The organism is Streptomyces showdoensis (assembly GCF_039535475.1).
Classification (GTDB): domain Bacteria; phylum Actinomycetota; class Actinomycetes; order Streptomycetales; family Streptomycetaceae; genus Streptomyces; species Streptomyces showdoensis.
Genome location: NZ_BAAAXG010000026.1, coordinates 2,761,162 through 2,784,771, shown reverse-complemented (window position 1 = coordinate 2,784,771; position 23,610 = coordinate 2,761,162). Strand labels below are relative to the sequence as shown.

Here is a 23,610-nt window from a genome sequence, read left to right as displayed (position 1 = left end):
GCCTCCCGCGGGGTGCCGGCTCACGGCTTCGTGCGGCGTCGTAGGGCGCCGCGGAGCTACGGGCGCAGGCCGTGCTCGCGGGTCGCGTCCTCGTCGACCGCCCGGTCGATGCGGGCGTCGAAGCGGGCCAGCGGCTTGGCCGCCGCGACCGCCGGGGCGTCGACCCCGGCCCAGGCGAGGATGCGGGCGGTGGCCTTGGCCTTCTCGGCCTCGACCAGACCGGCCACGTTGGCACCGTGGTTGGCGCCCGGCGCGTAGTACACGTAGCTGTCGCGCGCGCCCTTGCCGAGGTGGAAGGGCTCGGAGCCCCACGGGTCGTTGCCGCCGTAGACGAACAGCATCCGGTTCGCGTTCTTCCGGACCCACTGGTCCACGTCCCGCATGACCCACGGCTTGAACTTCATCGGGATCTCGCGCGGCACGAAGTTGCGGGCGGGCTGGTAGCCGTAGCGGCTCAGGCCGGCCAGGTGCGGCTGCTTGATGCTGGGCGAGCCGAGCTCGGTCGCCGCCTGGTAGTAGTACGGCGTGTACGGCTCCAGGCCCTGGTCGGTGTAGGCGGACCAGCCGGAGTAGGCGTCGATCGTGTCGTAGACGACGTCGTCGCTCGCGGTCTTGGCGTCCGGGATCTGGTCGCAGACGTCCTGGCCGTAGTACTGCCAGAAGCCCCACACGAAGTCCAGGGCCACGGCCTCGTAGGCCTTGTCGAGCGAGCCGATGGTGTTGAAGGTGGCGCCCTCGGCATTCGCCCAGGCCTCGTACTTCTTCTCCAGCGGCTCACGGCGCACCAGCGCCTCGCGCTGCATGGCGTTGAGGCGGTCGCGGCAGTCCTTGGTGCCGACGTTCTCGAAGAACCGGTCGTACGCCGAGTCCTCCTTGTCCACCACGTCGTTCGGCGCCACGTAGGCGACGACACCGTCCATGTCACGGGGGTAGAAGCGCTCGTAGTAGGTGGCCGTCATGCCGCCCTTGGAGGCGCCCGTGGAGAGCCACTTCTTGCCGTAGATCGACTTCAGCGCGGTGAAGATGCGGTGCTGGTCGCTGGCGGCCTGCCAGATGTCCAGCTTCGACCAGTCGGCGGGCTGCGGCCGGGACGGCGTGAAGAACCGGTACTCCATGGAGATCTGGTTGCCGTCGATGATCCGGGTCGGCTCGGCCCGGCTCGGGGTGGTGCTCAGCCCGTAGCCGCTGGTGCGGAAGACGGTGGGCCGGTCCGTGTCCTTGTGGAGGACCGAGATGCGCTGCTTGAACGTGCCCGCCCAGGGGCGGTGGTGGTCGATCGGCTGCTCGTAGTTCAGGACGAAGTAGCGGTAGCCGGCGTACGGCTTCTCCTCGATCAGGCTCATCCCGGGGATCGCCAGGATGCGGTCCTTGATGTCCGTGCTCTGCGCGTCGGCGACGGCGGTGCCGGCCGTCTCCGTGTCCGCGGCGGTGGCCACGCCCGTGGATCCGACGGTGCCTATGAGCACCGAAAGCGACACCAGCCATCTGAGCGACTTACGCATTCACCCTCCCCTTGATTCACAACGGTGTCGTGAACCTAGCCGGGTCAACGTGCGGACCGCCAGACCTGGTTGGGCATTACATACGGTTCAGCACAGGATCCAGCCGGTCGCGGTGCCCCGGCCGGCGATCGCGGCGGAGGCGCGGACGCAGCGGTTGAGCGCGTGGACCGTGACCGGCCCCGCCTGCCGGGCGAAGCGCCCCGAGTTCACCGCGGCCCGGCCGCCGCGCGGCTGAAGCGACACCGTCATGACCCGCGGGCCGCCCGGCCGTCGGGCGACGACGAGCGCGCAGACGTAGTGACGGGTGCGGTAGAGGCGCAGCTCGCCGGTGGCGAATCCGACCGTACGGGTGGGCCGCCCGTGGCAGACGGAGGCGGCCTCGGCCGGGCTCGCGGCGGGCCCGGCGACCACCAGGCCGCCGGCGGCGAGCAGCAGGGCGAGCAGGTACGCGCACAGCCGCCGTCTCGTCCCGCTCCGGAGCTCACCGCGCATGTGCGTCCCTCCCCTCGCTCCTGCCGTACGTGCATACGACGCACCGGAGGCCCGTTCGGTTGCCTACGCGAAGGTGGTGACGACCAGCAGGAGGAAGACCAGCTCGGCGGCGACCTGGGTGCCGAGGGCCGCCCTGCGGACCGTCTCGCGGGAGGCGGCGAGCGCGACGACCAGGGCGACGGCGGCCAGACCGAGGCTGGCGCCGTACGTCCAGCCGGGGTTGGAGCCGCAGTTCTCGGCGTAGCCGAGGCAACGGCCGGCGTGGTCCGCGCTGAGCGCGAGGATCCCGGCGAGCACGGTGGCGGGCACCAGCAGCCCGGCCGAGACCAGGGCCCAGACGCGGACGCGGCGGCCGGGCGCGGGGGCGGGAGCGGGAGCGGCGGGGACGGGGTTGCTCATAGCCGCATCAGACCGCATCCCGGGTCCCCGCGCATGGGCGCGGGTACTCATCTTCGCCCCGCGCCCGGAGCCCCCGCCGGAACCCCGCGTCGGGAGCCCGCGCCGGAAGCCGCCCCCGAAGCCGCCCCCGAAGCCCGCGCCCGCGCCCGCGCCCCGGCGTACCGGTCACACCCGCTCGGGCTCCGCCTCGTCGGCGTCCTCGGCGCCCTCGGCCCCCTCGCCGATGAAGGTCCGCCACAGTGCGGCGTACACCCCGTCGAGGGCCAGCAGCTCCTCGTGGGTGCCGTCCTCGGCGACCCGGCCGTGGTCCATCACGATCACCCGGTCGGCCCGGGCCGCCGTGGTGAGCCGGTGGGCGACGACCAGGGTGGTCCGGCGACCGGCGAGCCGGTCGGTGGCCGCGTTGACCTGCGCCTCGGTGGCCAGGTCCAGGGCCGCGGTGGCCTCGTCGAGCAGCAGCACGTCGGGGTCGACCAGCTCGGCGCGGGCCAGGGCGATCAGCTGGCGCTGGCCCGCCGACAGGTTCCGGCCGCGCTCGGCGACCTCGTGGAGGTAGCCGCCGTCCAGCGTGGCGATCATGTCGTGGGCGCCGACCGCGCGGGCCGCGGCCTCCACCTGGGCGTCGGTGGCGTCCGGGCGGCCGTAGGCGATGGCGTCGCGGACCGTCCCGGCGAACAGGTACGCCTCCTGCGGCACGACACCGAGCCGGTGCCGGTACGCGGTGAGGTCGAGCGCGCGCAGGTCGGTGCCGTCCGCGGTGACCCGGCCGCCCGTCGGGTCGTAGAACCGGGCGACCAGCTTGACCAGCGTGGACTTGCCGGCGCCGGTCTCGCCGACGAAGGCGACCGTCTGGCCGGCCGGGATCCGCAGGTCGATGCCGGTGAGCGCCTCCTCCTCCGTCCCGTACGCGAAGGACACGTCCTCGAAGGCGATCTCGCCGCGCAGCGACAGCACGTCGAGCGGGGCGTCCGCGGCGGCGGTGGAGGTCGGCTCCTGGAGCAGCTCCTGCATCCGCTTCAGCGAGACGGCGGCCTGCTGGTAGCCGTCGAAGACCTGGGAGAGCTGCTGCACCGGGGCGAAGAACAGGTCGATGTAGAGCAGGTAGGCGACCAGGGCGCCGGTGGTCAGGGTGCCGGCTTCGATGCGGTTCGCGCCGACGATCAGGACCGCGGCGGCGGCCACCGAGGACAGCAGGGTGACGAACGGGAAGTAGACCGATATCAGCCACTGGCCGTGCACCCGGGCCTCGCGGTACTCCTCGCTGCGGGCCGCGAAGCGCTCGGCGCCCGCCCGCTCGCGCCGGAAGGCCTGCACGATCCGCAGCCCCGCGACCGACTCCTGGAGGTCGGCGTTGACCCCGCTGATCCGCTCGCGGGCCAGCTCGTACGCCTTCACGCTGGCGCGGCGGAAGTAGTAGGTCGCGACGGCGAGCACCGGCAGGGTCGCGAAGACGACCAGCGCGAGCTCGACGTCGAGGACGAGCAGGGCGCCCATGATGCCGAAGAAGGTGACGACGGAGACGAAGGCGGTGACCAGACCGGTCTGCAGGAAGGTCGACAGGGCGTCGACGTCCGTGGTCATCCGGGTCATGATCCGGCCGGTGAGCTCGCGCTCGTAGTAGTCGAGGCCGAGCCGCTGGAGCTGGGCGAAGATCTTCAGCCGCAGCGCGTACAGGATCCGCTCGCCGGTGCGGCCGGTCATCCGGGTCTCGGCGGTCTGCGCGACCCACTGGACGAGCACGGTCACCAGGGCGAGCGCGGAGGCCGCCCAGACGGCGCCGATGGCGAGCTGGTTCACGCCCTTGTCGATGCCGTGCCGGATCAGCACCGGCAGCAGCAGGCCGGCGCCCGCGTCCAGGGCGACCAGGCCGAGGCTGATCAGCAGCGGCGCGCCGAAGCCGCGCAGCAGCCGGCGCAGCCCGTAGGACTCCTCGGGGGAGACGGCGCGGGCCTCGTCGATGCCGGGGGTGTCGGTGGCGGGCGGCAGGGCCTCGACGGCGGCCAGCAGCTCGGGGGTGGCCCCCGGGGCGCCGGGTATCGCCGCGTCCCGGTCCTCGGTCTCCTCGCGCACCCACAGGGCGGGGGTGATCCCCCGCTCGGCGTCGAACTCGGCGTCCAGCTCGGCCCGCAGGGTGCGGTCCTCCGGGACCTCGGCCGGGAGGGTGTGCCCGGGCGAGACGGCGCCCAGCTCGTCGGGGTCGGTGAGCAGGCGCCGGTAGAGCGCGGAGCGCTCCTCCAGCTCCTCGTGGGTGCCGATGTCGGCGAGCCGGCCCTCGTCGAGGACGGCGATCCGGTCGGCGAGGCCGAGGGTGGAGCGGCGGTGGGCGATGAGCAGGGTGGTGCGGCCCGCCATGACGGACTTCAGGGCCTCGTGGATCTCGTGCTCGACCTTGGCGTCGACGGCCGAGGTGGCGTCGTCGAGGAGCAGCAGCCGGGGGTCGGTGAGGATCGCGCGGGCCAGTGCGACGCGCTGGCGCTGGCCGCCGGAGAGGGTGAGGCCGTGCTCGCCGACCTTGGTGTCGTAGCCCTGGGGCAGCTCGGCGATGAAACGGTCCGCCTGGGCGGCGCGGGCGGCCGCCTCGATCTGCTCCTGGGTGGCGTCGGGGACGCCGTACGCGATGTTGGCGCGGACCGAGTCGGAGAACAGGAAGCTGTCCTCGGGGACCAGGCCCACGGCGGCGCGCAGCGAGTCGAGGGTGAGCTCGCGGACGTCGAGGCCGCCGACCAGGACGGCGCCGTGGGTCACGTCGTAGAAACGGGGCAGCAGCAGCGAGACGGTCGACTTGCCGGAGCCGGAGGCGCCGACGACGGCGACGGTCTCGCCGGGCCGGATCTCCAGGGAGAAGCCGTCCAGGACGGTGCGGCCGTCCTCGTACGCGAAGGAGACGTCGTCGAACTCGACGCCGGCGGGCACGTCGGCCGGGAGCTCCTTGGTGCCGTCCTTGAGGCTCGGCTCGGTGTCGATCAGCTCCAGGACCCGCTCGACGCCGGCGCGGGCCTGCTGGCCCACGGTGAGCACCATGGCGAGCATGCGGACCGGGCCGACGAGGGAGGCGAGGTACGAGGAGAAGGCGACGAAGGTGCCGAGGGTGATCTGGCCCTTGTAGGCCAGCCAGCCGCCGAGGGCGAGCACGGCGACCTGGCCGAGGGCGGGGACGGCCTGGAGGGCGGGGGTGTACTTGGCGTTGAGCCGGATGGTGCGCAGCCGGCCCGCGAAGAGCTTCCGCCCGGCCTCGCGGATCTTGCCGGTCTCCTGCTCCTCCTGCCCGAAGCCCTTCACGACCCGGACCCCGGTCACGGCCCCGTCGACGACGCCCGCGACGGTGGCGGCCTGCGCCTGCGCGTACCAGGTGGCGGGGTGGAGGCGGGTGCGGCTGCGGCGGGCGATCCACCACAGGGCGGGCGCGACGGCGACGGCGACGAGGGTCAGCGGCAGCGAGAGCGCCGCCATCACGGCGAGCGAGATGAGGAACAGCAGCACGTTCCCGATGGTCATCGGGAGCATGAACAGCAGGCCCTGGATGAGCTGGAGGTCGCTGGTGGCGCGGCCGACGACCTGCCCGGTGGACAGCTCGTCCTGGCGCCGGCCGTCGAGCCGGGTAATGGTCCCGAACATCTCGGTGCGCAGGTCGTGCTGCACGTCGAGGGCGAGCCGTCCGCCGTAGTAGCGCCGGACGTACGTGAGGGCGTAGACGACGACGGCGGACGCGACGAGCAGCCCCGTCCACAGCCCCAGCGATCCGGTCTTCGCGCCGATGACGTCGTCGATGATCACCTTGGTGATCAGGGGGACGAGCGCGAGCACGGCCATGCCCGCGAGGGAGGACCCCAGCGCGAGCACGACGTTCGCCTTGTAACGCCACGCGTACCCCGAGAGCCGGCGCGCCCAGCCCCGCTCCCCCGCCTGTTTCTGCCCCACCGCCGCCACGTGGCGCCTCCCGTCCGTCCTGCTCTACCGGAAGGGCCAACGCGGGCGACGTGCGATTTCATCCCGCCGCAACAAAGTGGCGGACGGGCGGGTGGGCGTCAGAGGTGGGTGGGCTCGAACATCCGGAGCAGGGCCGGGAGGACCACCACCGACGGGCCGGGGGTCTTCAGGGCCGCCGCCAGGTCGTCGGCGAGGGTGTCCGGGCTCGACAGCACGGCCGGGACGCCGAAGGACCCGGCGAGGGCGACGAAGTCCGGACGGGCCAGCTCGGTGGCGGTGGCCTCGCCGAAGGCGTCCGTCATGTACTCGCGCAGGATGCCGTAGCCGCCGTCGTCGACGATCAGCCAGGTGACGTCGAAGCCGTACTGCTTCGCGGTCGCCAGCTCCGCGATCGAGTACATCGCGCCGCCGTCGCCCGAGACCGCGAGGACGGGCCGCGTCGGGTCGGCGGCGGCCGCGCCGAGCGCCGCCGGGAAGCCGTAGCCGAGGCCGCCGGCGCCCTGGGCGGAGTGCATGGTGTTGGGCCGGCGGGGGTCGAAGGCGGACCAGGCCCAGTAGGCCAGGATCGTCATGTCCCAGAAGCTGGGCGCCGCGTCGGGCAGCGCCGCCCGGACGGCGTCGACGATCCGCCGCTCCAGGCCCAGGTCCTGGGCGTCGAGCCGCTCGCCGACCTTCGCCAGCACGGTGCGGACCCGCTCGGGCGCGGTCGGGTCGGGGCGCTCCGGCACCGTCTCCAGGAGGGCCTGGAGGGCGAGCCGGGCGTCGGCGTGGATGCCGAGGGCCGGGTGGTTGGACTCCAGCTTCCCGGCGTCGGCCTCGATCTGGATCACCCGGCCGCGGGGGGCGAAGGTGTGGTAGTTCGAGGACAGCTCGCCGAGGCCGGAGCCGACCACGAGGAGGACGTCGGCGTCCTCCAGGAAGTCGGTGGTGTGCCGGTCCTCCAGCCAGGACTGGAGCGACAGCGGGTGCTCCCAGGGGAAGGCGCCCTTGCCGCCGAAGGTGGTGACCACCGGGGCGTTCAGCCGCTCGGCGAGCGCGAGGAGCTTGCCTGAGGCGTCGGCGCGGACGACCCCGCCGCCCGCGATGACCGCGGGCCGGGCCGCCTTCGCGAGCAGGTCGGCCGCGACCGCCGTCAGCTCGGGGCGCGGGGCGACCTCCTCGGGCGTCGCGTCCATCGCGGTCACGACCGGCAGGGCGGTCTCCGCGAGCAGGACGTCCTGCGGGATCTCCACCCACACCGGCCCGTGCGGGGCGGTGAGCGCCGACTCCCAGGCCGCGGCGATCGCGGACGGGATCTGGGACTGGGTGCGGACCGTGTGGACCGACTTGACGACGTCCCGGAACGAGGCCTGCTGGTCGCGCAGCTCGTGCAGGTAGCCGTGCCGGCCGCCGCCGAGCCCGGCCACCGGGACCTGGCTGCCGATCGCGAGCACCGGGGCGGAGGCGGCCGCCGCCTCCTGGAGGGCGGCGAGCGACATCAGGGCGCCCGGCCCGGTGGAGAGCAGCAGCGGGGCCGCCTCGCCGGTGACCCGGCCGTACGCGTCGGCGGCGAAGCCCGCGTTGTTCTCGACGCGCAGTCCGACGTAGCGCAGCGAGGAGCGGCGCAGGGCGTCGAACATGCCGAGGGCGTGCTGGCCGGGGAGGCCGAAGACGGTGGTCGCGCCGAGCCCGGCGAGGGTCTCGACGACGAGGTCGCCGCCGTTGCGCCCGGCGGGCGGGTTGAGGGCGGCGGCCGTCTGGGCGGCCGTGGGGCGCAGGACCAGGTCGTGGTCGTGGGTCATGGAGGTCCCTTGGCGTGGCTCGGTGGTCGGGTGCGGCCCGGTGGGGGGATGGGGGTGATCGTTCCGTCCCGCGGAACGATCACCCGCACCCTCCTCGTCGCGCTACTTGGCCGCGCGGCTCGCCGCGATCTGACGGGACATGATCGTCGTCAGCTCGTACGCCGTGTGGGAGGCGGCGACGGCGGTGATCTCGGCGTGGTCGTACGCGGGGGCGACCTCGACGACGTCGGCGGAGACCAGGTTGCAGGAGGACAGGCCGCGCAGGATCTCCAGCAGCTCGCGGGAGGTCATGCCGCCGGCCTCGGGGGTGCCGGTGCCGGGGGCGTGGGCCGGGTCGAGGCAGTCGATGTCGATGGAGATGTAGAGCGGGCGGTCGCCGATGCGCTGGCGCAGCTGGTCGGCGACCTCGTCGGCGCCGCGGCGGTAGATGTCCGCCGAGGTGACGATGCCGAAGCCCATCTTCTCGTCGTCGGTGAGGTCCTGCTTGCCGTACAGCGGGCCGCGGGTGCCGACGTGGGAGAGGGCGGAGGTGTCGAGGATGCCCTCCTCGACGGCGCGGCGGAACGGCGTGCCGTGGGTGTACTCGGCGCCGAAGTAGGTGTCCCAGGTGTCGAGGTGGGCGTCGAAGTGGAGCAGGGCGACGGGGCCGTGCTTCTTCGCGACCGAGCGCAGCAGGGGCAGCGCGACGGTGTGGTCGCCGCCCAGGGTCATCATGCGGGCGCCGGTGGCGAGCAGGTCGTCGGCGGCGGCCTCGATGGTCTCGACGGCCTCGTTGATGTTGAACGGGTTGGCCGCGATGTCACCGGCGTCGGCCACCTGGGCGAGGGCGAACGGGGAGGCGTCCTGCGCCGGGTTGTAGGGGCGCAGCAGGCGGGAGGCCTCGCGGATGGCGTTGCCGCCGAAGCGGGCGCCGGGGCGGTAGGAGACGCCGCTGTCGAAGGGGATGCCGACCACGGCGACGTCGGCGGTGCCGACCTCGTCGAGCCGCGGCAGCCGGGCGAACGTCGCGGGACCGGCGTACCGCGGGATGCGGGACGAGTCGATCGGGCCGCGGAAGGCGTTCTGGTCGCTGCTGCTCATGGTCGGGTCCTCCTGGGGTGTTTCGGTGGCTCCGGCCGGCCCCGGGTCACGGGGCCCGCCGGACGTCTGCGGTGCGGCCGCCGTCAGGCGGTCGCGGGTGCCGGGACCGGGGGGTCGGGCTCGGCGGGGGTGTCCTGGCCTGCCAGCCGGGCGCGCCAGTTCGCGAGCACGGCGGCGTCCGTCGGGCGGGTCGCCAGGGAAACGATCACATATGCGGCGAGCGAGGCCAACAAACCATAGTAAACAGGCTCATTTGCCAAGATTCCGTAAGCCCACATCAGGCCGATCACGGCCAGGCCGCCGACACCGACCGCGGCGAGCGCGCCCTGGACGGTGCCGCGGCGCCACAGCAGGCCGCCGAGGATCGGCACGAGCAGGCCGGCGACCAGCAGGTTGTAGGCGACGGTGAGGGCCTGGACGACGTCGTTGAGGGCGAGGGCGATGCCGATGACGGCGACGCCCATGACCAGGATGAAGAGCCGGTTGCCCTTCACCTCGTCGTGCTCGCCCTCGGCCTTCTTCACCACGGCCCCGCGCAGACGTGACCAGATGTCGTTGTTGGCGACGGTGGCGCAGGCGATGAGGGCGCCGGAGGAGGTCGACATCACGGCGGCGAGCGCGGCGGCGAGGACCAGGCCCCGGACGCCCATGGGCAGCTCGTCCTTGACGATGGTGGCGAAGGCGTGGTCGGCGCTGGGCAGCTTGGGGTACATCACCTTGGCGGCGGTGCCGATGACGGCGCCGGCCAGCGCGTACGCCAGGCAGTAGGTGCCGGCGACGGTGCCGCCCCACTTGGCGACCCTGTCGGTGCGGGCGGTGAAGACCCGCTGCCAGATGTCCTGCCCGATCAGCATGCCGAAGGTGTAGATCAGCACGTAGGTGAAGATCGTCTCGCCGCCGATGCCGAGGGGCTCGAAGTACGAGGTGGGCAGCGCGGCCTTCATCTCGGCGAAGCCGCCGGCCTTCACCACGGCGATCGGCAGCAGCAGGAGCAGCACGCCGACGGTCTTCACCACGAACTGCACCATGTCGGTGAGGGTGATGGACCACATGCCGCCGAGCGTCGAGTAGGCGACGACGATGGTGCCGCCGAGGACGATCGCGACCGTGCGGGGCAGGTCGAAGAGGACGTCGAAGATGGTGGCGTACGCGATGGTCGAGGTGACCGCGAGCATCAGGGTGTACGCCCACATGACGACGCCGGAGATGACGCCGGCCCGGCCGCCGTAGCGCAGGTCGAGCATCTCGGAGACCGTGTAGACCTTCAGCCGGGCGATCCGCGCGGAGAAGAACACCGACAGGGCGAGCAGCCCGAGGCCGATGGTGAAGACCATCCAGGCACCCGAGAGCCCGTACGTGTAGCCGAGGCCGACGCCGCCGATGGTGGAGGCGCCGCCGAGGACGATCGCGGCCATGGTGCCGGAGTACATCCAGGGCCCGAGGCGGCGGCCCGCGACCAGGAACTCGCTCTTGGACCTGGCGCGGCGCATGCCCCACCAACCCATCGCGAGCATGCCGGCCAGATACAGGACGATCACTGTGTAGTCGACGGCCATGGGGCCCTCCTTCGCTCACCTCGGTGGCGTGTCGTGCAGGGGAAGTGACCGGAAGCTGGTCGCGGGGACATCCGCCCGTACCCGCGGCCTCCGGATGGCACGACAGTAGGTGGCCGGAATGAGACGCTGAAGTGTACGTTTCATCCACTGCTCACACGCTGGATGTACGAAGGGTCCACCCATGGCCGCCCCCGACCCCGCGACACCCCCCGCGCCCCCGGTCCCGCTGACGGCCCTGCTGGCCCGCAAGGAACTGGGGCTGCGGCTCCTGGCGGGCCCCGGCGAGGTCTCGCTCCACTGGGTGCACACCTCGGAGATGGCCGACCCCTACCCGTACCTCCTGGGCGGCGAGCTGCTCATGACGGCGGGCGTGCAGCTCACCGATCCGGCGCACTACGTGGCGCGGGTCGTGGCGGCGGGGGCGGCGGCGCTCGGCTTCGGGGTGACACCGGTGTACGACACGGTGCCGACGGCGCTGATCGAGGCCTGCGAGCGGCACGGCCTGCCGCTGCTCGAAGTGCCGCCCGCGACCCCGTTCACCGCTGTCGCGCGGGCCCTGTGGCGCCTGATGGCCCAGGCCCGGACGAACGAGCTCCGCAGGGTGAGCGAGGCCCAGCAGTCCCTGGCCGCGGCCGCCGCGAGGCCGGCTCCGGTCCCGGCGGTCCTGGGCGCCCTGGCCGCCCGGCTCGGCGGCCGGGCGGTGCTCTTCGGGCCGGAGGGTACGGAACCGACGGCGGCCGGCCGCGAGATCCCCGCCGAGGCGGCCCGGGCGCTCACCGAGCTGGCCGGCGTGCTGGGCCCCCGCCCCGGCGGCCCGGCCACGGCGAGCGGCGACGGGGGCGGGCTGCGCCTCACCGCCTACGCGCTGGGCGGCGGCGAGGGCCTGACCCTGGGCGTGGCGACGGAGACCCGCGAACCGGGCGACCACACCATCGCGGGCGTCGCCGTCGTCCTGCTCTCCCTCCTCACGGCCCCGCACCGGGCGGCCGACGTGACGCCCCGGGACACGGCCCTGGTCCGGCTGCTCCTGGGCGCCTCCCCCGCGGACGCGCTCGGCCCGGGCCCCTGGACGGTGGTCCACGCGCGGGGCGGCGACGGCACCCCGTTCGCGGCGGCGAGCCTGGCCGCCGCCCTGGGCACGGCCCTGCTGGACCCGGGCACCGCGCCCGACGACGACGGGGAGGACCACGCGACCCCCGTCCGCCTGGTCCTCCCCGGCTCCGCCCCGCTCACCGCCCAGCCCGGCTGGACCCTGGGCGCCGGCGCCCCCGCCGGGCCCGGCGCGCTCGCCGCCGCCGACGCCCAGGCGGCCCGCGCCCTGCGCCGGGCGGAGGCGACCAGGACCCCGCTGGTCCGGCACCGGCCGTCCGGCCTGGCCGGTCTCGTCGACGAGGACGAGGCCGCCGCGTACGCCCGCGAACTCCTGGCCCCGCTCACCCCGCCCCTCGCCGAGACCCTGCGCACCTGGCTGTCGCTGCACGGCAGCTGGGACCGGACGGCCGCGGCGACGGACATCCACCGCAACACGGTCCGCCAGCGGATCGCCCGCTGTGCGGCGCTCCTCGGCCGGGACCTGGACGACCCGGACGTACGGATGGAGCTGTGGTTCGCGCTCAGGTGAGCCCGACGCTCAGTGGAGCTTGTTCACGGCCGTCTTCGTCGTCGTCTTGAAGGCGGTCAGCGGGGCGTCCTTGAGGTCGCCCATCTGACCCCAGCGGACGAAGGTGACGGTCCTGCCGTCCCGGCCCACCGCGAACAGGTGGATGTCGGTGTTGCCGACCTGCGGGTCCGCGGTGTCCAGGCTGTAGACCCAGGCGCCCTCCTCGACGGCGACCTTGCCGTGGAAGGCGCTGACGGCCTTCAGGCCCGGGTTCTGCCGCTCCAGCAGGGGGCCGCAGCCGGCGAGGGACTTGCGGAGGGTGTCGACCAGCTTCACGGCGTCGGCCTCGGTGCGGGCGACGGTGGTGATCTGGACGCCGTTGGTGTCGAGCTGGGTGCTGAACTCGCGGTAGCGGGTGTTCTGCGCCGGGATCTTGTACGGGGCGCAGAGGGCGCCGCCGTTCTCCGGGACGCCGTCGAAGACCTGGGTGGCGGTCCACGGCGTCGACGACGGCGGCATCTGGGAGGCGGCGAGGAAGGCGGGCTGGGCGGCGGCCTGCGCCGGGGCCGTCGCGAGGGCCGCGAGGCCCAGGGCGGCCGCGGCGGCGGTGGCGAGTGCGGTACGGAAGCCGTTCATGGTGGTGGATCCCCCGTCGGGTCGTTCGGTCAGTGCTCCACCAGCGTCGGGCCGGCGCCCGCCGCCTGCAACGGGGACGCGCCCACCACCCGTCCCGGAACCATTCCACCCCTGCTGACGTGCAAGGACGTGAAGGGTGGAACGCAGGGGCGAGGGGGATGGAATGCCGAAGGACGCCGCCGTCGAGGAGTTCGCGCGGCTCGTGCGCGCGCTGAAGGCACGGGACGGACGGAGCTACGAGGCGCTGGGCCGGCGCCTGAGCGTCAGCGCGTCCACCCTCCACCGCTACTGCTCGGGCGCGACCGTCCCGGAGGAGTTCGCCGTGATCGACCGTCTCGCCCTGCTGTGCGGGGCGGACGAGGAGGAGCGGCGGGCCCTGGAGGCGGCCTGGACCCTCGCGGACGGCGCCCGCCGCCCTCCGACGGCGGCGCCCGATCCCGAGCCCGAGCCGAGGCCCGGCACGGCGCCCGAGGCAGCGCCCGACGCAGCGCCTGAGCCCGGCCCGGCGCCCGATCCCGAGCCCGTTGCGGCGCCCGCGCCTGAGCCCGAGCCGACACCCGCACCCGCGCGCGGGCCGGGCCTCCCGTCCGAGCGGCGGAGGCGCCGGTGGGGGCGGGTGGGCGTGGTCGCCGGAGCGCTGGCGGCCGTGGGGGTGGTGACGCTCGGAGCCGTGCTCCTGCCCGGGAAGACCCGGGAGCGGACGGCCGAACCACCGGCGCCGCTGACGTGGACGGTCGCCTCGCACCTCTGGAAGAACGGGTGCGGGCACACCTATCTCGTGCGGCGGACGCCCCCGCCCCCGCCGGAGGCGGCCGACGCGGGCCGCTGGGCGGCGGCGCAGGGGGCGGTGCACGGCGGGGAGACGCTGGTGCGGGTGTCGGTGCAGGGCAAGGGCGCGGCGGCCGTGGTGCTCCAGGCCCTGCACGTGCGGGTGGTGGAGCGGGGCGCGCCGCTGCCGTGGGCGGCGTACCGGATGGACGACGGGTGCGGCGGGGCGGTGACGCCGCGCCGTTTCGAGGTGGACCTGGACCGGCCGCGGCCGGTGGCGCGGGCGCTGGACGGGTACGACGCCTCCGGGCAGGAGGGCCGGACGCTCCCCGCGGTCTCCTTCCCGTACGCGGTCAGCGTCGCCGAGCCGGAGGAGCTGCTGGTCTCGGCGGGGGCGGTGGGCTGCGACTGCCGCTGGTACCTGGAGCTGGAGTGGAGCTCGGAGGGCCGCACGGGCACGGTCCGGATCGGGGACGAGGACGGGAACCCCTTCCGGACGAGCGGGGCGAAGGGGCGCCCGACGCACGGGTACGACTCCGCACGCCGGGCCTGGATCACAGACGCGGAGTCTGGACAGGCCGGGTGACCGCTGGGTAACTTCGAAGGCGACAGACTGAGCAAGCGCTTAGACAGCTGGCCGCCCGCACACCGGAGGAGACGCACCGTGCGCCGTACCGTATTCAACGAGGACCACGAGGCGTTCCGGGAGACCATCCGCGCCTTCATCGAGGCCGAGGTCGTCCCGGTCTACGACGAGTGGTTCGCGGCCGGCCAGGCGCCCCGCGAGTTCTACGACAAGCTCGGCGAGCTGGGCATCTTCGGCATCAACGTGCCGGAGGAGTTCGGCGGCGCCGGCCTGGACACCCACAAGTTCGAGGCCGTCCTCTACGAGGAGACCTCCCGCGCCGGCGTGCAGTTCGGCGGCTCCGGCGTGCACGTGCTGCTGGCGCTCCCCTACATCAAGATGCTCTCCACCGACGAGCAGAAGAAGCGCTACCTGCCGAAGTTCGTCACGGGCGAGGAGATGTGGGCGCTCGCCATGACCGAGCCGGGCACCGGCTCCGACGTCGCGGGCATGAAGACCACCGCCAAGCTCTCCGAGGACGGCACCCACTACGTCCTCAACGGCGCCAAGACCTTCATCACCGGCGGCGTCCACGCCGACCGCGTGATCGTCTGCGCCCGCACCTCCGCCGCCTCGGCCGAGGACCGCCGCTTCGGCATCTCGCTCTTCGCCGTCGACACCAAGTCCGAGGGCTACTCCATCGGCCGCAAGCTGGACAAGCTGGGCCTGCGCACCTCCGACACCGCCGAGCTGGCCTTCGTCGACGTCAAGGTCCCGGTCGAGGACCTGCTCGGCGAGGAGGGCAAGGGCTTCTCCTACCTCGGCCACAACCTGGCCTCCGAGCGCTGGGGCATCGCCTTCGGCGCCTACGCCCAGGCCAAGGCCGCGGTGCGCTTCGCCCAGCAGTACGTCACGGACCGCACGGTCTTCGGCAAGCCGGTCGCCTCCTTCCAGAACACCAAGTTCGAGCTGGCCGCCTGCCAGGCCGAGGTCGACGCCGCCGAGGCCGTCGCCGACCGCGCCCTGGAGGCCCTGGACGCGGGCGAGCTGTCCCCCGCCGAGGCCGCCAGCGCCAAGCTGTTCTGCACCGAGGTCGCGCACCGCGTCATCGACCGCTGCCTCCAGCTGCACGGCGGCTACGGCTACATGAACGAGTACCCGATCGCCCGCCTGTACGCCGACAACCGCGTCAACCGCATCTACGGCGGCACCAGCGAGATCATGAAGTCGATCATCGCCAAGTCGATGGGCCTGTAAGTGCCCGAAGCGCACACCGCACTGGATGACCTGCTCGATCTGCTCGACCTGGAGCGGATCGAGCGGGACATCTTCCGGGGCGAGTCCCGCCCCTCCATCGTCCCCCGCGTCTTCGGCGGCCAGGTGGCCGCGCAGGCGCTGGTGGCGGCCGGGCGGACCGTCCCCGAGGACCGCCTCGCGCACTCGCTCCACGCGTACTTCCTGCGCGCCGGGGACCCGGGCGCGCCGATCGTCTACACGGTCGACCGGATCCGCGACGGACGTTCCTTCACCACCCGCCGGGTGGTGGCCGTCCAGCACGGGCAGCCGATCTTCCACCTCTCCGCGTCCTTCCAGACGTACGAGGAGGGCCTGGACCACCAGGCGGCCATGCCGCCCGCCCCGGACCCGGAGTCCCTGCCGGCCCCGGCCGAGATGCTCCCCCGCCACCTCCCCCGCGAGGTCGCGGACCGGCTCGTCGAAGCCCGTGCGGCGGTCGACCTCCGCTACGCCGAGGTCCCCCCGTGGGGCACCGTCGGGCAGCCCCGCGAGCCCCGCTCGCAGGTCTGGTTCCGCACCAACGGCAAACTCGCGGACGACCCCCTCCTCCACATCGCCCTGGCGACCTACGTATCGGACATGACGCTCCTGGACTCGATCCTCCTGGCCCACGGCCGGGGCGGCTGGGCGGTGGGCGACGTGGTCGGGGCGTCACTGGACCACGCCATGTGGTTCCACCGCCCGTTCCGGGCCGACGAGTGGCTCCTGTACGACCAGGAGTCGCCGACCGCCTCCGGCGGGCGCGGGCTCGGCCAGGCGCGCATCTTCACGCAGGACGGCCGGCTGGCGATCTCGGTCATCCAGGAGGGTGTCGTTCGCGTTCCGCGCCGATGACCGGACATACCGTCCGATCATGGCGGAGAACGGCGAGAGCACCTTCACAGTGATCGTGGCGGCGATGGCCAACCTGGGCATCGCCGCCGCCAAGGCCGTCGCGGGCGTGGTCAGCGGCTCCAGCGCGATGCTGTCCGAGGCCGCGCACTCCCTCGCGGACACCGTCACCGAGTTCATGCTGCTCACCGCGCTCAAGCGCAGCGAGAAGCCGGCCGACGAGGACCATCCGCTCGGCTACGCGAACGAGCGCTACGTCTGGGCGATGCTGGCCGCGGTCGCCACCTTCGTCGGCGGCGCCGTCTTCTCCCTCTACGACGGCATCCACACCCTCGTCGAGGGCGAGGAGCTGGGCGACCCGCTGATCTCGTACATCGTCCTGGGCGTCGCCTTCGTCCTGGAGGGCTTCAGCCTCCGCACGGCGGTCAGGCAGGTGAAGGGCGAGGCGGCCCGCGTGAAGACGCCGTTCAGCCGCTATCTGCGGCTCACCCCCGACACCACCGTCAAGGCCGTGGTCATGGAGGACTCGGCGGCCCTGGCCGGCCTGATGCTGGCGGCCGGCGGTCTGCTGGGCGTCGAGATCACCAGGTCGAGCGTCTGGGACGGAGTGGCGTCGATCCTCATCGGCCTCCTCCTCGTCTACGTGGCCTGGGTGCTGGGCCGCTCCAACGCCGAACTCCTCATCGGCCGCCCGCTCCCCCGCGTCATGCGGCAGCGGGTCCGCGAGGAGCTGCTCGCCGTGGACCACGTGGTCGGCGTGCTGGACCTGACGACGCTGATCCAGGGCCCGGACGAGGTGATGGTGGCGGCGAAGGTCGACTTCAGGGACATGGCGACGGCGGCACAGGTCGAACAGGCCTGCGAGACGGCGGAGGAACGCCTCCGCACCCGCTTCCCGGCCATCCGCCGCGTCTACCTGGACCCGACCCCGGGCCGCACCCGGCCGACGGACGCGAGGGGGCCGGAGCCGGAGCGGGGGTAGGGGTGTCCGGACGTGGCGGCGCCCGGAGCGGGCGAAGCGAAGTGAAGGTCGCAGTCCGGGCACCCCTGCCCCCGCGGAGGTTCCGGCCCCCGGCCCACGACGGGGTTCGGACCGCCGCCCCGCGTCGGGGCTCAGCCGCCCAGGCCCGCCGCGTCCAGCAGGTACGCGGTCAGCGGCTCGTAGTACCGCGGGTCCACGACGTGGTCGTCCAGCGGCACCGTGACCTGCATGGTCCCCTCCGCCTCCGCCAGGAACAGCGCGGGGTCGTTGCAGTCCGCGTACCCCACGGACTCGATCCCCCGCTGGGCCGCCCGCCCGGCCCAGCCGTGGTCGGCGACGACGAGGTCCGGAGCGGCCTCGCCGAGCGCGGCCAGGCCGTCGAGGATCGCGTTCATCGGCTCCGGGGAGTGGGTGTGCCAGAGGCTGGCGCCCCGCTCGAAGACGGCGACGTCGGCGAACTGCACGACGTACCCCTCGTCGGCGGTCAGCCCGCCGGGGATCCGCACGACGTCGCACCCGCGGGCCCGCAGCGCGGCGGCGACCCGGCTGTGCGCGTCGATCAGGGCGCCGGGGTGGCCGGTCGCGAACAGCACCCGCTCCTTGGAGGCGGCGGCCTTGGCGAGGCGGGCGGCCAGGCGGTCGAGGGCGGCGACGGTCAGCTCGGGGTCGATGGTGTCCTGCCCGGCGCGGTGCGCCGGGTCGTCGACGACGCCGCACCGCTCGGCCATGACCGCGAGCACGTCCTGCTCGTCGGTCCACCGGTCGCCGAACTCCAGGCCGAACCAGTAGTGCCGGTCGCCGTTGGCGAGCCTTCGGTAGTGCGCCAGGTTGTTGTCGCGCGGGGTGGCGACGTCTCCCGCGATGCGGGTCCGGACGAGGTGCTCGACGAGGGCGGGGCGGCTGAGTATCGGCATGGGGCCATTCTGCCGGGTGGGTCCGCGGTACGGCGGGGTCCGGGTCCGTCGTCGGCGATCAGGCCCCCGGCCGCCCCAGCGCCCCGAACGCCCCGTGGGCCAGGGAACGCAGGAGGCGTTCCATCTCCGTGCGGCCCAGCGGTGCGCCCAGGTGCGGGGTCGAGTTGAGGAGGCCGAAGACCGCGTGGACGCCGGCGCGCACCTCGTACTCGCCGGCCGCCGGGTACAGGTCGCGGACGACGGCGACCCACAGCTCGACGTACTGCCGCTGGAGCTGCCGGACCCGCTTGCGGTCCTCGTCCTTGAGCCGGTCGAGCTCGCGGTCGTGGAGGGTGATCAGCGGCCGGTCGTCGAGCGCGAAGTCGATGTGGCCGTCGATGAGGGAGCCGAGGACGGCACGGGGGTCTCCGTCGGATTCGGCGACCCGCAGGCGGCCGCCGTCGAGGAGCCGCTCGCTGATGCCGACGAGCAGCTCGGCGAGCATCGCGTCCTTGCCGGGGAAGTGGCGGTAGAGCCCGGGGCCGCTGATGCCGACGGCGGCTCCTATCTCGTCCACCCCCACGCCGTGGAAGCCGCGCTCGGCGAAGAGGCGGGCGGCTTCCTTGAGGATCTGCTCGCGTCGCGTCAGGGCGTCGGTCCGTCCGGTCGGGGTCGGCGTCGTGGTCATGGATTCGATTCTAGACAACCCCGTTAGCGGTCGTTAACCTGAAGCCCATACGTTAACGCTCATTAACCAAGCGGACCGAGTGGACCGAGCAAGGGAGCTCGACGGATGCAGCAGGCACCTGTGCTGACGAGCGCGGCGGACCCCGCCTCGCCGGCCTGGCAGGCCAACGAGGCGGCCCACCACGAGCTGGCCGCGACGCTCCGCGCCAAGCTGGCCGCGGCCGCGCTCGGCGGCGGCGAGAAGTCCCGCGCCCGGCACACCGCGCGCGGCAAGCTGCTGCCGCGGGACCGCGTGGACACGCTGCTGGACCCGGGCTCGCCCTTCCTGGAGCTGGCCCCGCTCGCGGCGAACGGGATGTACGGCGACCAGGCCCCCGCGGCCGGCGTCATCGCGGGCATCGGCCGGGTGAGCGGCCGCGAGTGCGTGATCGTCGCCAACGACGCGACCGTCAAGGGCGGCACGTACTACCCGATGACGGTGAAGAAGCACCTGCGGGCGCAGGAGGTGGCGCTGGAGAACCGTCTCCCCTGCCTCTACCTGGTCGACTCCGGCGGCGCCTTCCTGCCGATGCAGGACGAGGTCTTCCCGGACCGCGAGCACTTCGGCCGCATCTTCTACAACCAGGCCCGGATGTCCGGCGCCGGCATCCCGCAGATCGCGGCGGTCCTCGGCTCCTGCACGGCCGGCGGGGCGTACGTCCCGGCGATGAGCGACGAGGCCGTGATCGTCCGCAACCAGGGGACGATCTTCCTCGGCGGCCCGCCGCTGGTGAAGGCGGCGACCGGTGAGGTCGTGACGGCGGAGGAGCTCGGCGGCGGCGAGGTGCACTCGCGGATCTCCGGCGTCACCGACCACCTCGCGGAGGACGACGCGCACGCCCTGCGGATCGTGCGCAACATCGTCGCGACCCTCCCCGAGCGGGGCCCGCTGCCCTGGTCGGTGGAGCCGGCCGAGGAGCCGAAGGTGGACCCGGCGGGGCTGTACGGAGCGGTGCCGGTCGACTCGCGGACTCCGTACGACGTGCGCGAGGTGATCGCGCGGGTCGTGGACGCCTCCCGCTTCCAGGAGTTCAAGGCCGAGTACGGGCAGACGCTGGTCACCGGCTTCGCCCGGATCCACGGGCACCCGGTCGGCATCGTCGCCAACAACGGCATCCTGTTCGCCGAGTCCGCCCAGAAGGGCGCGCACTTCATCGAGCTGTGCGACCAGCGCGGGATCCCGCTGGTCTTCCTGCAGAACATCACCGGCTTCATGGTCGGCAAGGCGTACGAGCACGGCGGCATCGCCAAGCACGGCGCCAAGATGGTGACGGCGGTGGCCAGCACGCGGGTGCCGAAGCTGACGGTGGTGGTCGGCGGTTCGTACGGCGCGGGCAACTACTCGATGTGCGGCCGGGCGTACTCCCCCCGCTTCCTGTGGATGTGGCCCAACGCCAAGATCTCGGTCATGGGCGGCGAGCAGGCCGCGTCGGTCCTCGCCACGGTCAAGCGCGACCAGCTCGGCGACGCGTGGAGCGCCGAGGAGGAAGAGGCCTTCAAGGACCCGATCCGCGCGCAGTACGAGACGCAGGGCAGTGCCTACTACGCGACGGCCCGGCTCTGGGACGACGGGGTCATCGACCCCATGGAGACCCGGCAGGTCCTCGGCCTCGCCCTGACCGCCTGTGCCAACGCGCCCCTGGGTGACCCCCAGTTCGGCGTCTTCCGGATGTGAGGGTTCCCCAGGAGATGCAGAGCGAGATGCAGCAGATGTTCGACACCGTTCTCGTGGCCAACCGGGGCGAGATCGCCGTCCGGGTCATCCGCACCCTGCGGGAGATGGGCGTCCGCTCGGTGGCCGTGTACAGCGACGCCGACGCCGACGCCCGGCACGTGCGGGAGGCGGACACGGCGGTGCGGATCGGCCCGCCGCCGGCCGCCGAGTCGTACCTGTCCGTGCCGGCCCTGCTCGACGCGGCCCGGCGCACCGGCGCGCAGGCCGTCCACCCCGGCTACGGCTTCCTCGCGGAGAACGCCGGGTTCGCGCGGGCCTGCGCGGACGCGGGCCTGGTCTTCATCGGGCCCTCCGCCTCGGCGATCTCCCTGATGGGCGACAAGATCCGGGCGAAGGAGACCGTGAAGGCGGCCGGGGTCCCGGTCGTCCCGGGCGCCGCCGATCCCGACATCGTCGAGGCCGCCCGCGAGCTGGGCGCGCCGGTGCTGCTCAAGCCGAGCGCGGGCGGCGGCGGCAAGGGCATGCGGCTGGTGCGGGACCTGGCGGTCCTGGAGGAGGAGATCGCTGCGGCGCGGCGCGAGGCCCGGTCCTCGTTCGGCGACGACACGCTCCTCGTGGAGCGCTGGATCGACCGCCCGCGGCACATCGAGATCCAGGTGCTGGCGGACGCGCACGGCAACGTGGTGCACCTGGGCGAGCGCGAGTGCTCGCTGCAGCGGCGCCACCAGAAGATCATCGAGGAGGCGCCGAGCGTCCTGCTGACCCCGGAGCTGCGGGCGTCGATGGGCGCGGCGGCGGTCGAGGCGGCGCGGTCCTGCGGCTATGTGGGCGCGGGCACGGTCGAGTTCATCGTGCCGGGCGGCGACCCGTCCTCGTACTGCTTCATGGAGATGAACACCCGGCTCCAGGTCGAACACCCGGTGACGGAGCTGATCACGGGCCTGGACCTGGTGGAGTGGCAGCTGCGGGTCGCGGCGGGCGAGCCGCTGGGCTTCGCGCAGGAGGACGTGCGACTGGACGGCTGGGCGATCGAGGCGCGGATCTGCGCCGAGGACCCGGCGCGCGGCTTCCTGCCCTCGGGCGGCACGGTGCTCGCGCTGCACGAGCCGCAGGGCGGCGGGGCGCGCACGGACTCGGGGCTGAGCGAGGGCTCGGAGGTCTCCTCGCTCTACGACCCGATGCTGTCGAAGGTCATCGTGCACGGGCCGGACCGCCCGACGGCCCTGCGTCGGCTGCGCGCGGCCCTGGCCCGGACGGTGACCCTCGGCGTCCCCACCAACGCGGGCTTCCTGCGCCGCCTCCTCGCCCACCCGGACGTCGTCACGGGCGACCTGGACACGGGTCTGGTGGAGCGGGACGCGGAGTCCCTGGTCCCCCGGGGCGTGCCGGAGGAGGTGTACGCGGCGGCGGCCGCGGTGCGTCTCGCGGGGCTCGCCCCGGCGCCCCGGGACGGCTGGACGGACCCGTTCTCGGTGCCGAGCGGCTGGCGGCTGGGCGGCACCCCCGCTCCGACGGCCTTCCCGCTGCGGGTGCCGGGGCTCGAACCCGTGACGGTCGGGGCGCCCGCGGACGCCGCGGTGTCGGACCGGTCGGTGACGGTGGCGGTGGACGGGGTGACCCATCACTTCCACCGGGCCGGCGCCTGGCTCGGCCGGGACGGCGACTCCTGGCACGTGCTGGACCACGACCCGGTGGCCGCCGCGCTCAGCGGGGCCCGGCACGGCGGGGCCGACACGCTGGCCGCGCCGATGCCCGGCACCGTGACCGTCGTGAAGGTGGCGGTCGGGGACGAGGTGGAGGCCGGGCAGAGCCTGCTGGTGGTGGAAGCGATGAAGATGGAGCACGTCATCTCCGCCCCGCACGCCGGCACGGTCACCGAACTGGACGTCACTCCCGGCACCACGGTCGCCATGGACCAGGTCCTGGCCGTCGTCGCCCCGCGCGAGGAGAAGGAGGAGCAGGCATGAGCGGTCTGCCGATGACGGTGACCGATCCGGCGCTCCCGGCCCGGGTGCGGATCCACGAGGTGGGGCCCCGGGACGGGCTGCAGAACGAGAAGACGGTCGTCCCGACCGGGGTGAAGGCCGAGTTCGTGCGGCGGCTGGCGGCGGCGGGTCTGTCGACGGTCGAGGCGACGAGCTTCGTGCATCCCAGGTGGGTCCCCCAACTGGCGGACGCGGAGGAGCTGTTCCCGCAGGTCTCCGGGCTGCCGGTGCGGCTTCCGGTGCTGGTGCCGAACGAGCGGGGCCTGGACCGGGCGCTCGCGCTCGGCGCCCGTCACGTCGCCGTGTTCGCCTCGGCCACCGAGTCCTTCGCCAAGGCCAACCTGAACCGGACCGTGGACGAGGCGCTCGCCATGTTCGAGCCGGTGGTGACCCGGGCGATAGAGCAGGGCCTGACGATCCGCGGCTATCTGTCGATGTGCTTCGGCGACCCGTGGGAGGGCGCCGTCCCGGTCGAGCAGGTCGTCCGGGTGACGAAGGCGCTCGCCGAGATGGGCTGCGACGAGCTGAGCCTGGGCGACACGATCGGCGTCGCCACCCCGGGGCACGTCCAGGCGCTGCTGACGGCGCTGAACGAGGCCGGGGTGCCCACCTCCCGCATCGCCGTGCACTTCCACGACACCTACGGGCAGGCCCTGTCCAACACGCTCGCCGCGCTCCGGCACGGCGTGACCACGGTCGACGCCTCCGCGGGCGGCCTCGGCGGCTGCCCGTACGCGAAGAGCGCGACCGGCAACCTGGCCACCGAGGACCTCGTGTGGATGCTCGACGGCCTCGGCATCGAGACCGGGGTCGACCTGGCCGCCCTGACCGCCACCAGCGGGTGGATGGCCGAACAACTGGGCCGTCCGAGCCCGTCCCGTACCGTAAGAGCGCTCTCCCACAAGGAGTCCTGAGC

Annotated in this window: 18 protein-coding genes; 8 read left to right on the top strand and 10 right to left on the bottom strand. The window is 73.5% G+C overall.

Annotation, left to right across the window (positions count from 1 at the left end; all coding sequences use genetic code 11):
- Window positions 1-56: 56 nt before the first annotated feature.
- The 7 genes from ABD981_RS25675 to ABD981_RS25645 form a co-directional block, all read right to left on the bottom strand.
- Entirely contained in the window at window positions 57-1,502 is a 1,446-nt protein-coding gene (locus ABD981_RS25675) for an alpha/beta hydrolase family protein (RefSeq protein WP_046907165.1), read from the bottom strand.
- Between the two features lie 87 nt (window positions 1,503-1,589).
- Window positions 1,590-1,994, bottom strand: coding sequence for a hypothetical protein (locus tag ABD981_RS25670; RefSeq protein WP_046907164.1), 405 nt, complete (start codon window positions 1,992-1,994; stop codon window positions 1,590-1,592).
- Between the two features lie 63 nt (window positions 1,995-2,057).
- Complete coding sequence (locus ABD981_RS25665) at window positions 2,058-2,393, bottom strand: hypothetical protein (protein ID WP_046907163.1); 336 nt, start codon at window positions 2,391-2,393, stop codon at window positions 2,058-2,060.
- A 165-nt stretch (window positions 2,394-2,558) separates the two neighbouring features.
- A complete protein-coding gene (locus tag ABD981_RS25660; protein WP_345530390.1) occupies window positions 2,559-6,320 on the bottom strand; it encodes an ABC transporter ATP-binding protein in 3,762 nt (1,253 codons plus the stop codon).
- A gap of 98 nt (window positions 6,321-6,418) precedes the next feature.
- The gene (locus ABD981_RS25655; RefSeq protein ID WP_046907161.1) at window positions 6,419-8,101 is read right to left on the bottom strand and encodes a thiamine pyrophosphate-binding protein; all 1,683 of its coding nucleotides are present in this window, start codon (window positions 8,099-8,101) and stop codon (window positions 6,419-6,421) included.
- A 102-nt stretch (window positions 8,102-8,203) separates the two neighbouring features.
- A complete protein-coding gene (gene speB, locus ABD981_RS25650) occupies window positions 8,204-9,181 on the bottom strand; it encodes an agmatinase (protein WP_046907160.1) in 978 nt (325 codons plus the stop codon).
- 83 nt (window positions 9,182-9,264) lie between these two features.
- Window positions 9,265-10,737 carry a sodium:solute symporter family protein gene (locus tag ABD981_RS25645; protein WP_046907159.1) on the bottom strand — a complete coding sequence of 491 codons (1,473 nt, stop codon included), beginning with the start codon at window positions 10,735-10,737 and terminating at the stop codon, window positions 9,265-9,267.
- Between the two features lie 181 nt (window positions 10,738-10,918).
- On the opposite strand from ABD981_RS25645, the gene ABD981_RS25640 reads away from it, so the two are divergent.
- A complete protein-coding gene (locus ABD981_RS25640) occupies window positions 10,919-12,358 on the top strand; it encodes a helix-turn-helix domain-containing protein (protein WP_046907158.1) in 1,440 nt (479 codons plus the stop codon).
- A gap of 9 nt (window positions 12,359-12,367) precedes the next feature.
- Here ABD981_RS25640 and ABD981_RS25635 read toward each other — a convergent pair whose 3' ends face one another.
- Complete coding sequence (locus ABD981_RS25635; RefSeq protein ID WP_046907157.1) at window positions 12,368-12,973, bottom strand: hypothetical protein; 606 nt, start codon at window positions 12,971-12,973, stop codon at window positions 12,368-12,370.
- 163 nt (window positions 12,974-13,136) lie between these two features.
- On the opposite strand from ABD981_RS25635, the gene ABD981_RS25630 reads away from it, so the two are divergent.
- The 4 genes from ABD981_RS25630 (at window position 13,137) to ABD981_RS25615 (ending at window position 17,415) form a co-directional block, all read left to right on the top strand.
- Entirely contained in the window at window positions 13,137-14,327 is a 1,191-nt protein-coding gene (locus ABD981_RS25630; protein WP_046907156.1) for a helix-turn-helix domain-containing protein, read from the top strand.
- 78 nt (window positions 14,328-14,405) lie between these two features.
- Window positions 14,406-15,563, top strand: a complete 1,158-nt coding sequence (locus ABD981_RS25625; RefSeq protein ID WP_046907155.1) for an acyl-CoA dehydrogenase family protein — start codon at window positions 14,406-14,408, stop codon at window positions 15,561-15,563.
- Complete coding sequence (locus ABD981_RS25620; protein WP_046907154.1) at window positions 15,564-16,436, top strand: acyl-CoA thioesterase; 873 nt, start codon at window positions 15,564-15,566, stop codon at window positions 16,434-16,436.
- A gap of 19 nt (window positions 16,437-16,455) precedes the next feature.
- Entirely contained in the window at window positions 16,456-17,415 is a 960-nt protein-coding gene (locus tag ABD981_RS25615) for a cation diffusion facilitator family transporter (protein WP_046907245.1), read from the top strand.
- Window positions 17,416-17,546: 131 nt separating this feature from the next.
- Here ABD981_RS25615 and ABD981_RS25610 read toward each other — a convergent pair whose 3' ends face one another.
- Both ABD981_RS25610 and ABD981_RS25605 read right to left on the bottom strand, forming a co-directional pair.
- On the bottom strand, window positions 17,547-18,329 hold the full coding sequence (locus tag ABD981_RS25610; protein ID WP_046907153.1) for a phosphatase: 783 nt from the start codon (window positions 18,327-18,329) through the stop codon (window positions 17,547-17,549).
- Window positions 18,330-18,387: 58 nt separating this feature from the next.
- The gene (locus tag ABD981_RS25605) at window positions 18,388-18,996 is read right to left on the bottom strand and encodes an SACE_7040 family transcriptional regulator (RefSeq protein ID WP_046907152.1); all 609 of its coding nucleotides are present in this window, start codon (window positions 18,994-18,996) and stop codon (window positions 18,388-18,390) included.
- 105 nt (window positions 18,997-19,101) lie between these two features.
- Between ABD981_RS25605 and ABD981_RS25600 the strand changes: the two genes are divergently transcribed.
- The 3 genes from ABD981_RS25600 to ABD981_RS25590 are packed head-to-tail and all read left to right on the top strand — an operon-like array spanning window position 19,102 to window position 23,608.
- A complete protein-coding gene (locus ABD981_RS25600) occupies window positions 19,102-20,709 on the top strand; it encodes a carboxyl transferase domain-containing protein (protein WP_046907151.1) in 1,608 nt (535 codons plus the stop codon).
- Between the two features lie 26 nt (window positions 20,710-20,735).
- Complete coding sequence (locus ABD981_RS25595; RefSeq protein ID WP_046907244.1) at window positions 20,736-22,676, top strand: acetyl-CoA carboxylase biotin carboxylase subunit; 1,941 nt, start codon at window positions 20,736-20,738, stop codon at window positions 22,674-22,676.
- Window positions 22,673-23,608: a hydroxymethylglutaryl-CoA lyase gene (locus tag ABD981_RS25590; protein WP_046907150.1), complete on the top strand. Its 936-nt coding sequence runs from the start codon at window positions 22,673-22,675 to the stop codon at window positions 23,606-23,608. The genes ABD981_RS25595 and ABD981_RS25590 overlap by 4 nt, the downstream gene beginning before the upstream one ends.
- The last annotated feature ends 2 nt before the right edge of the window (window positions 23,609-23,610 follow it).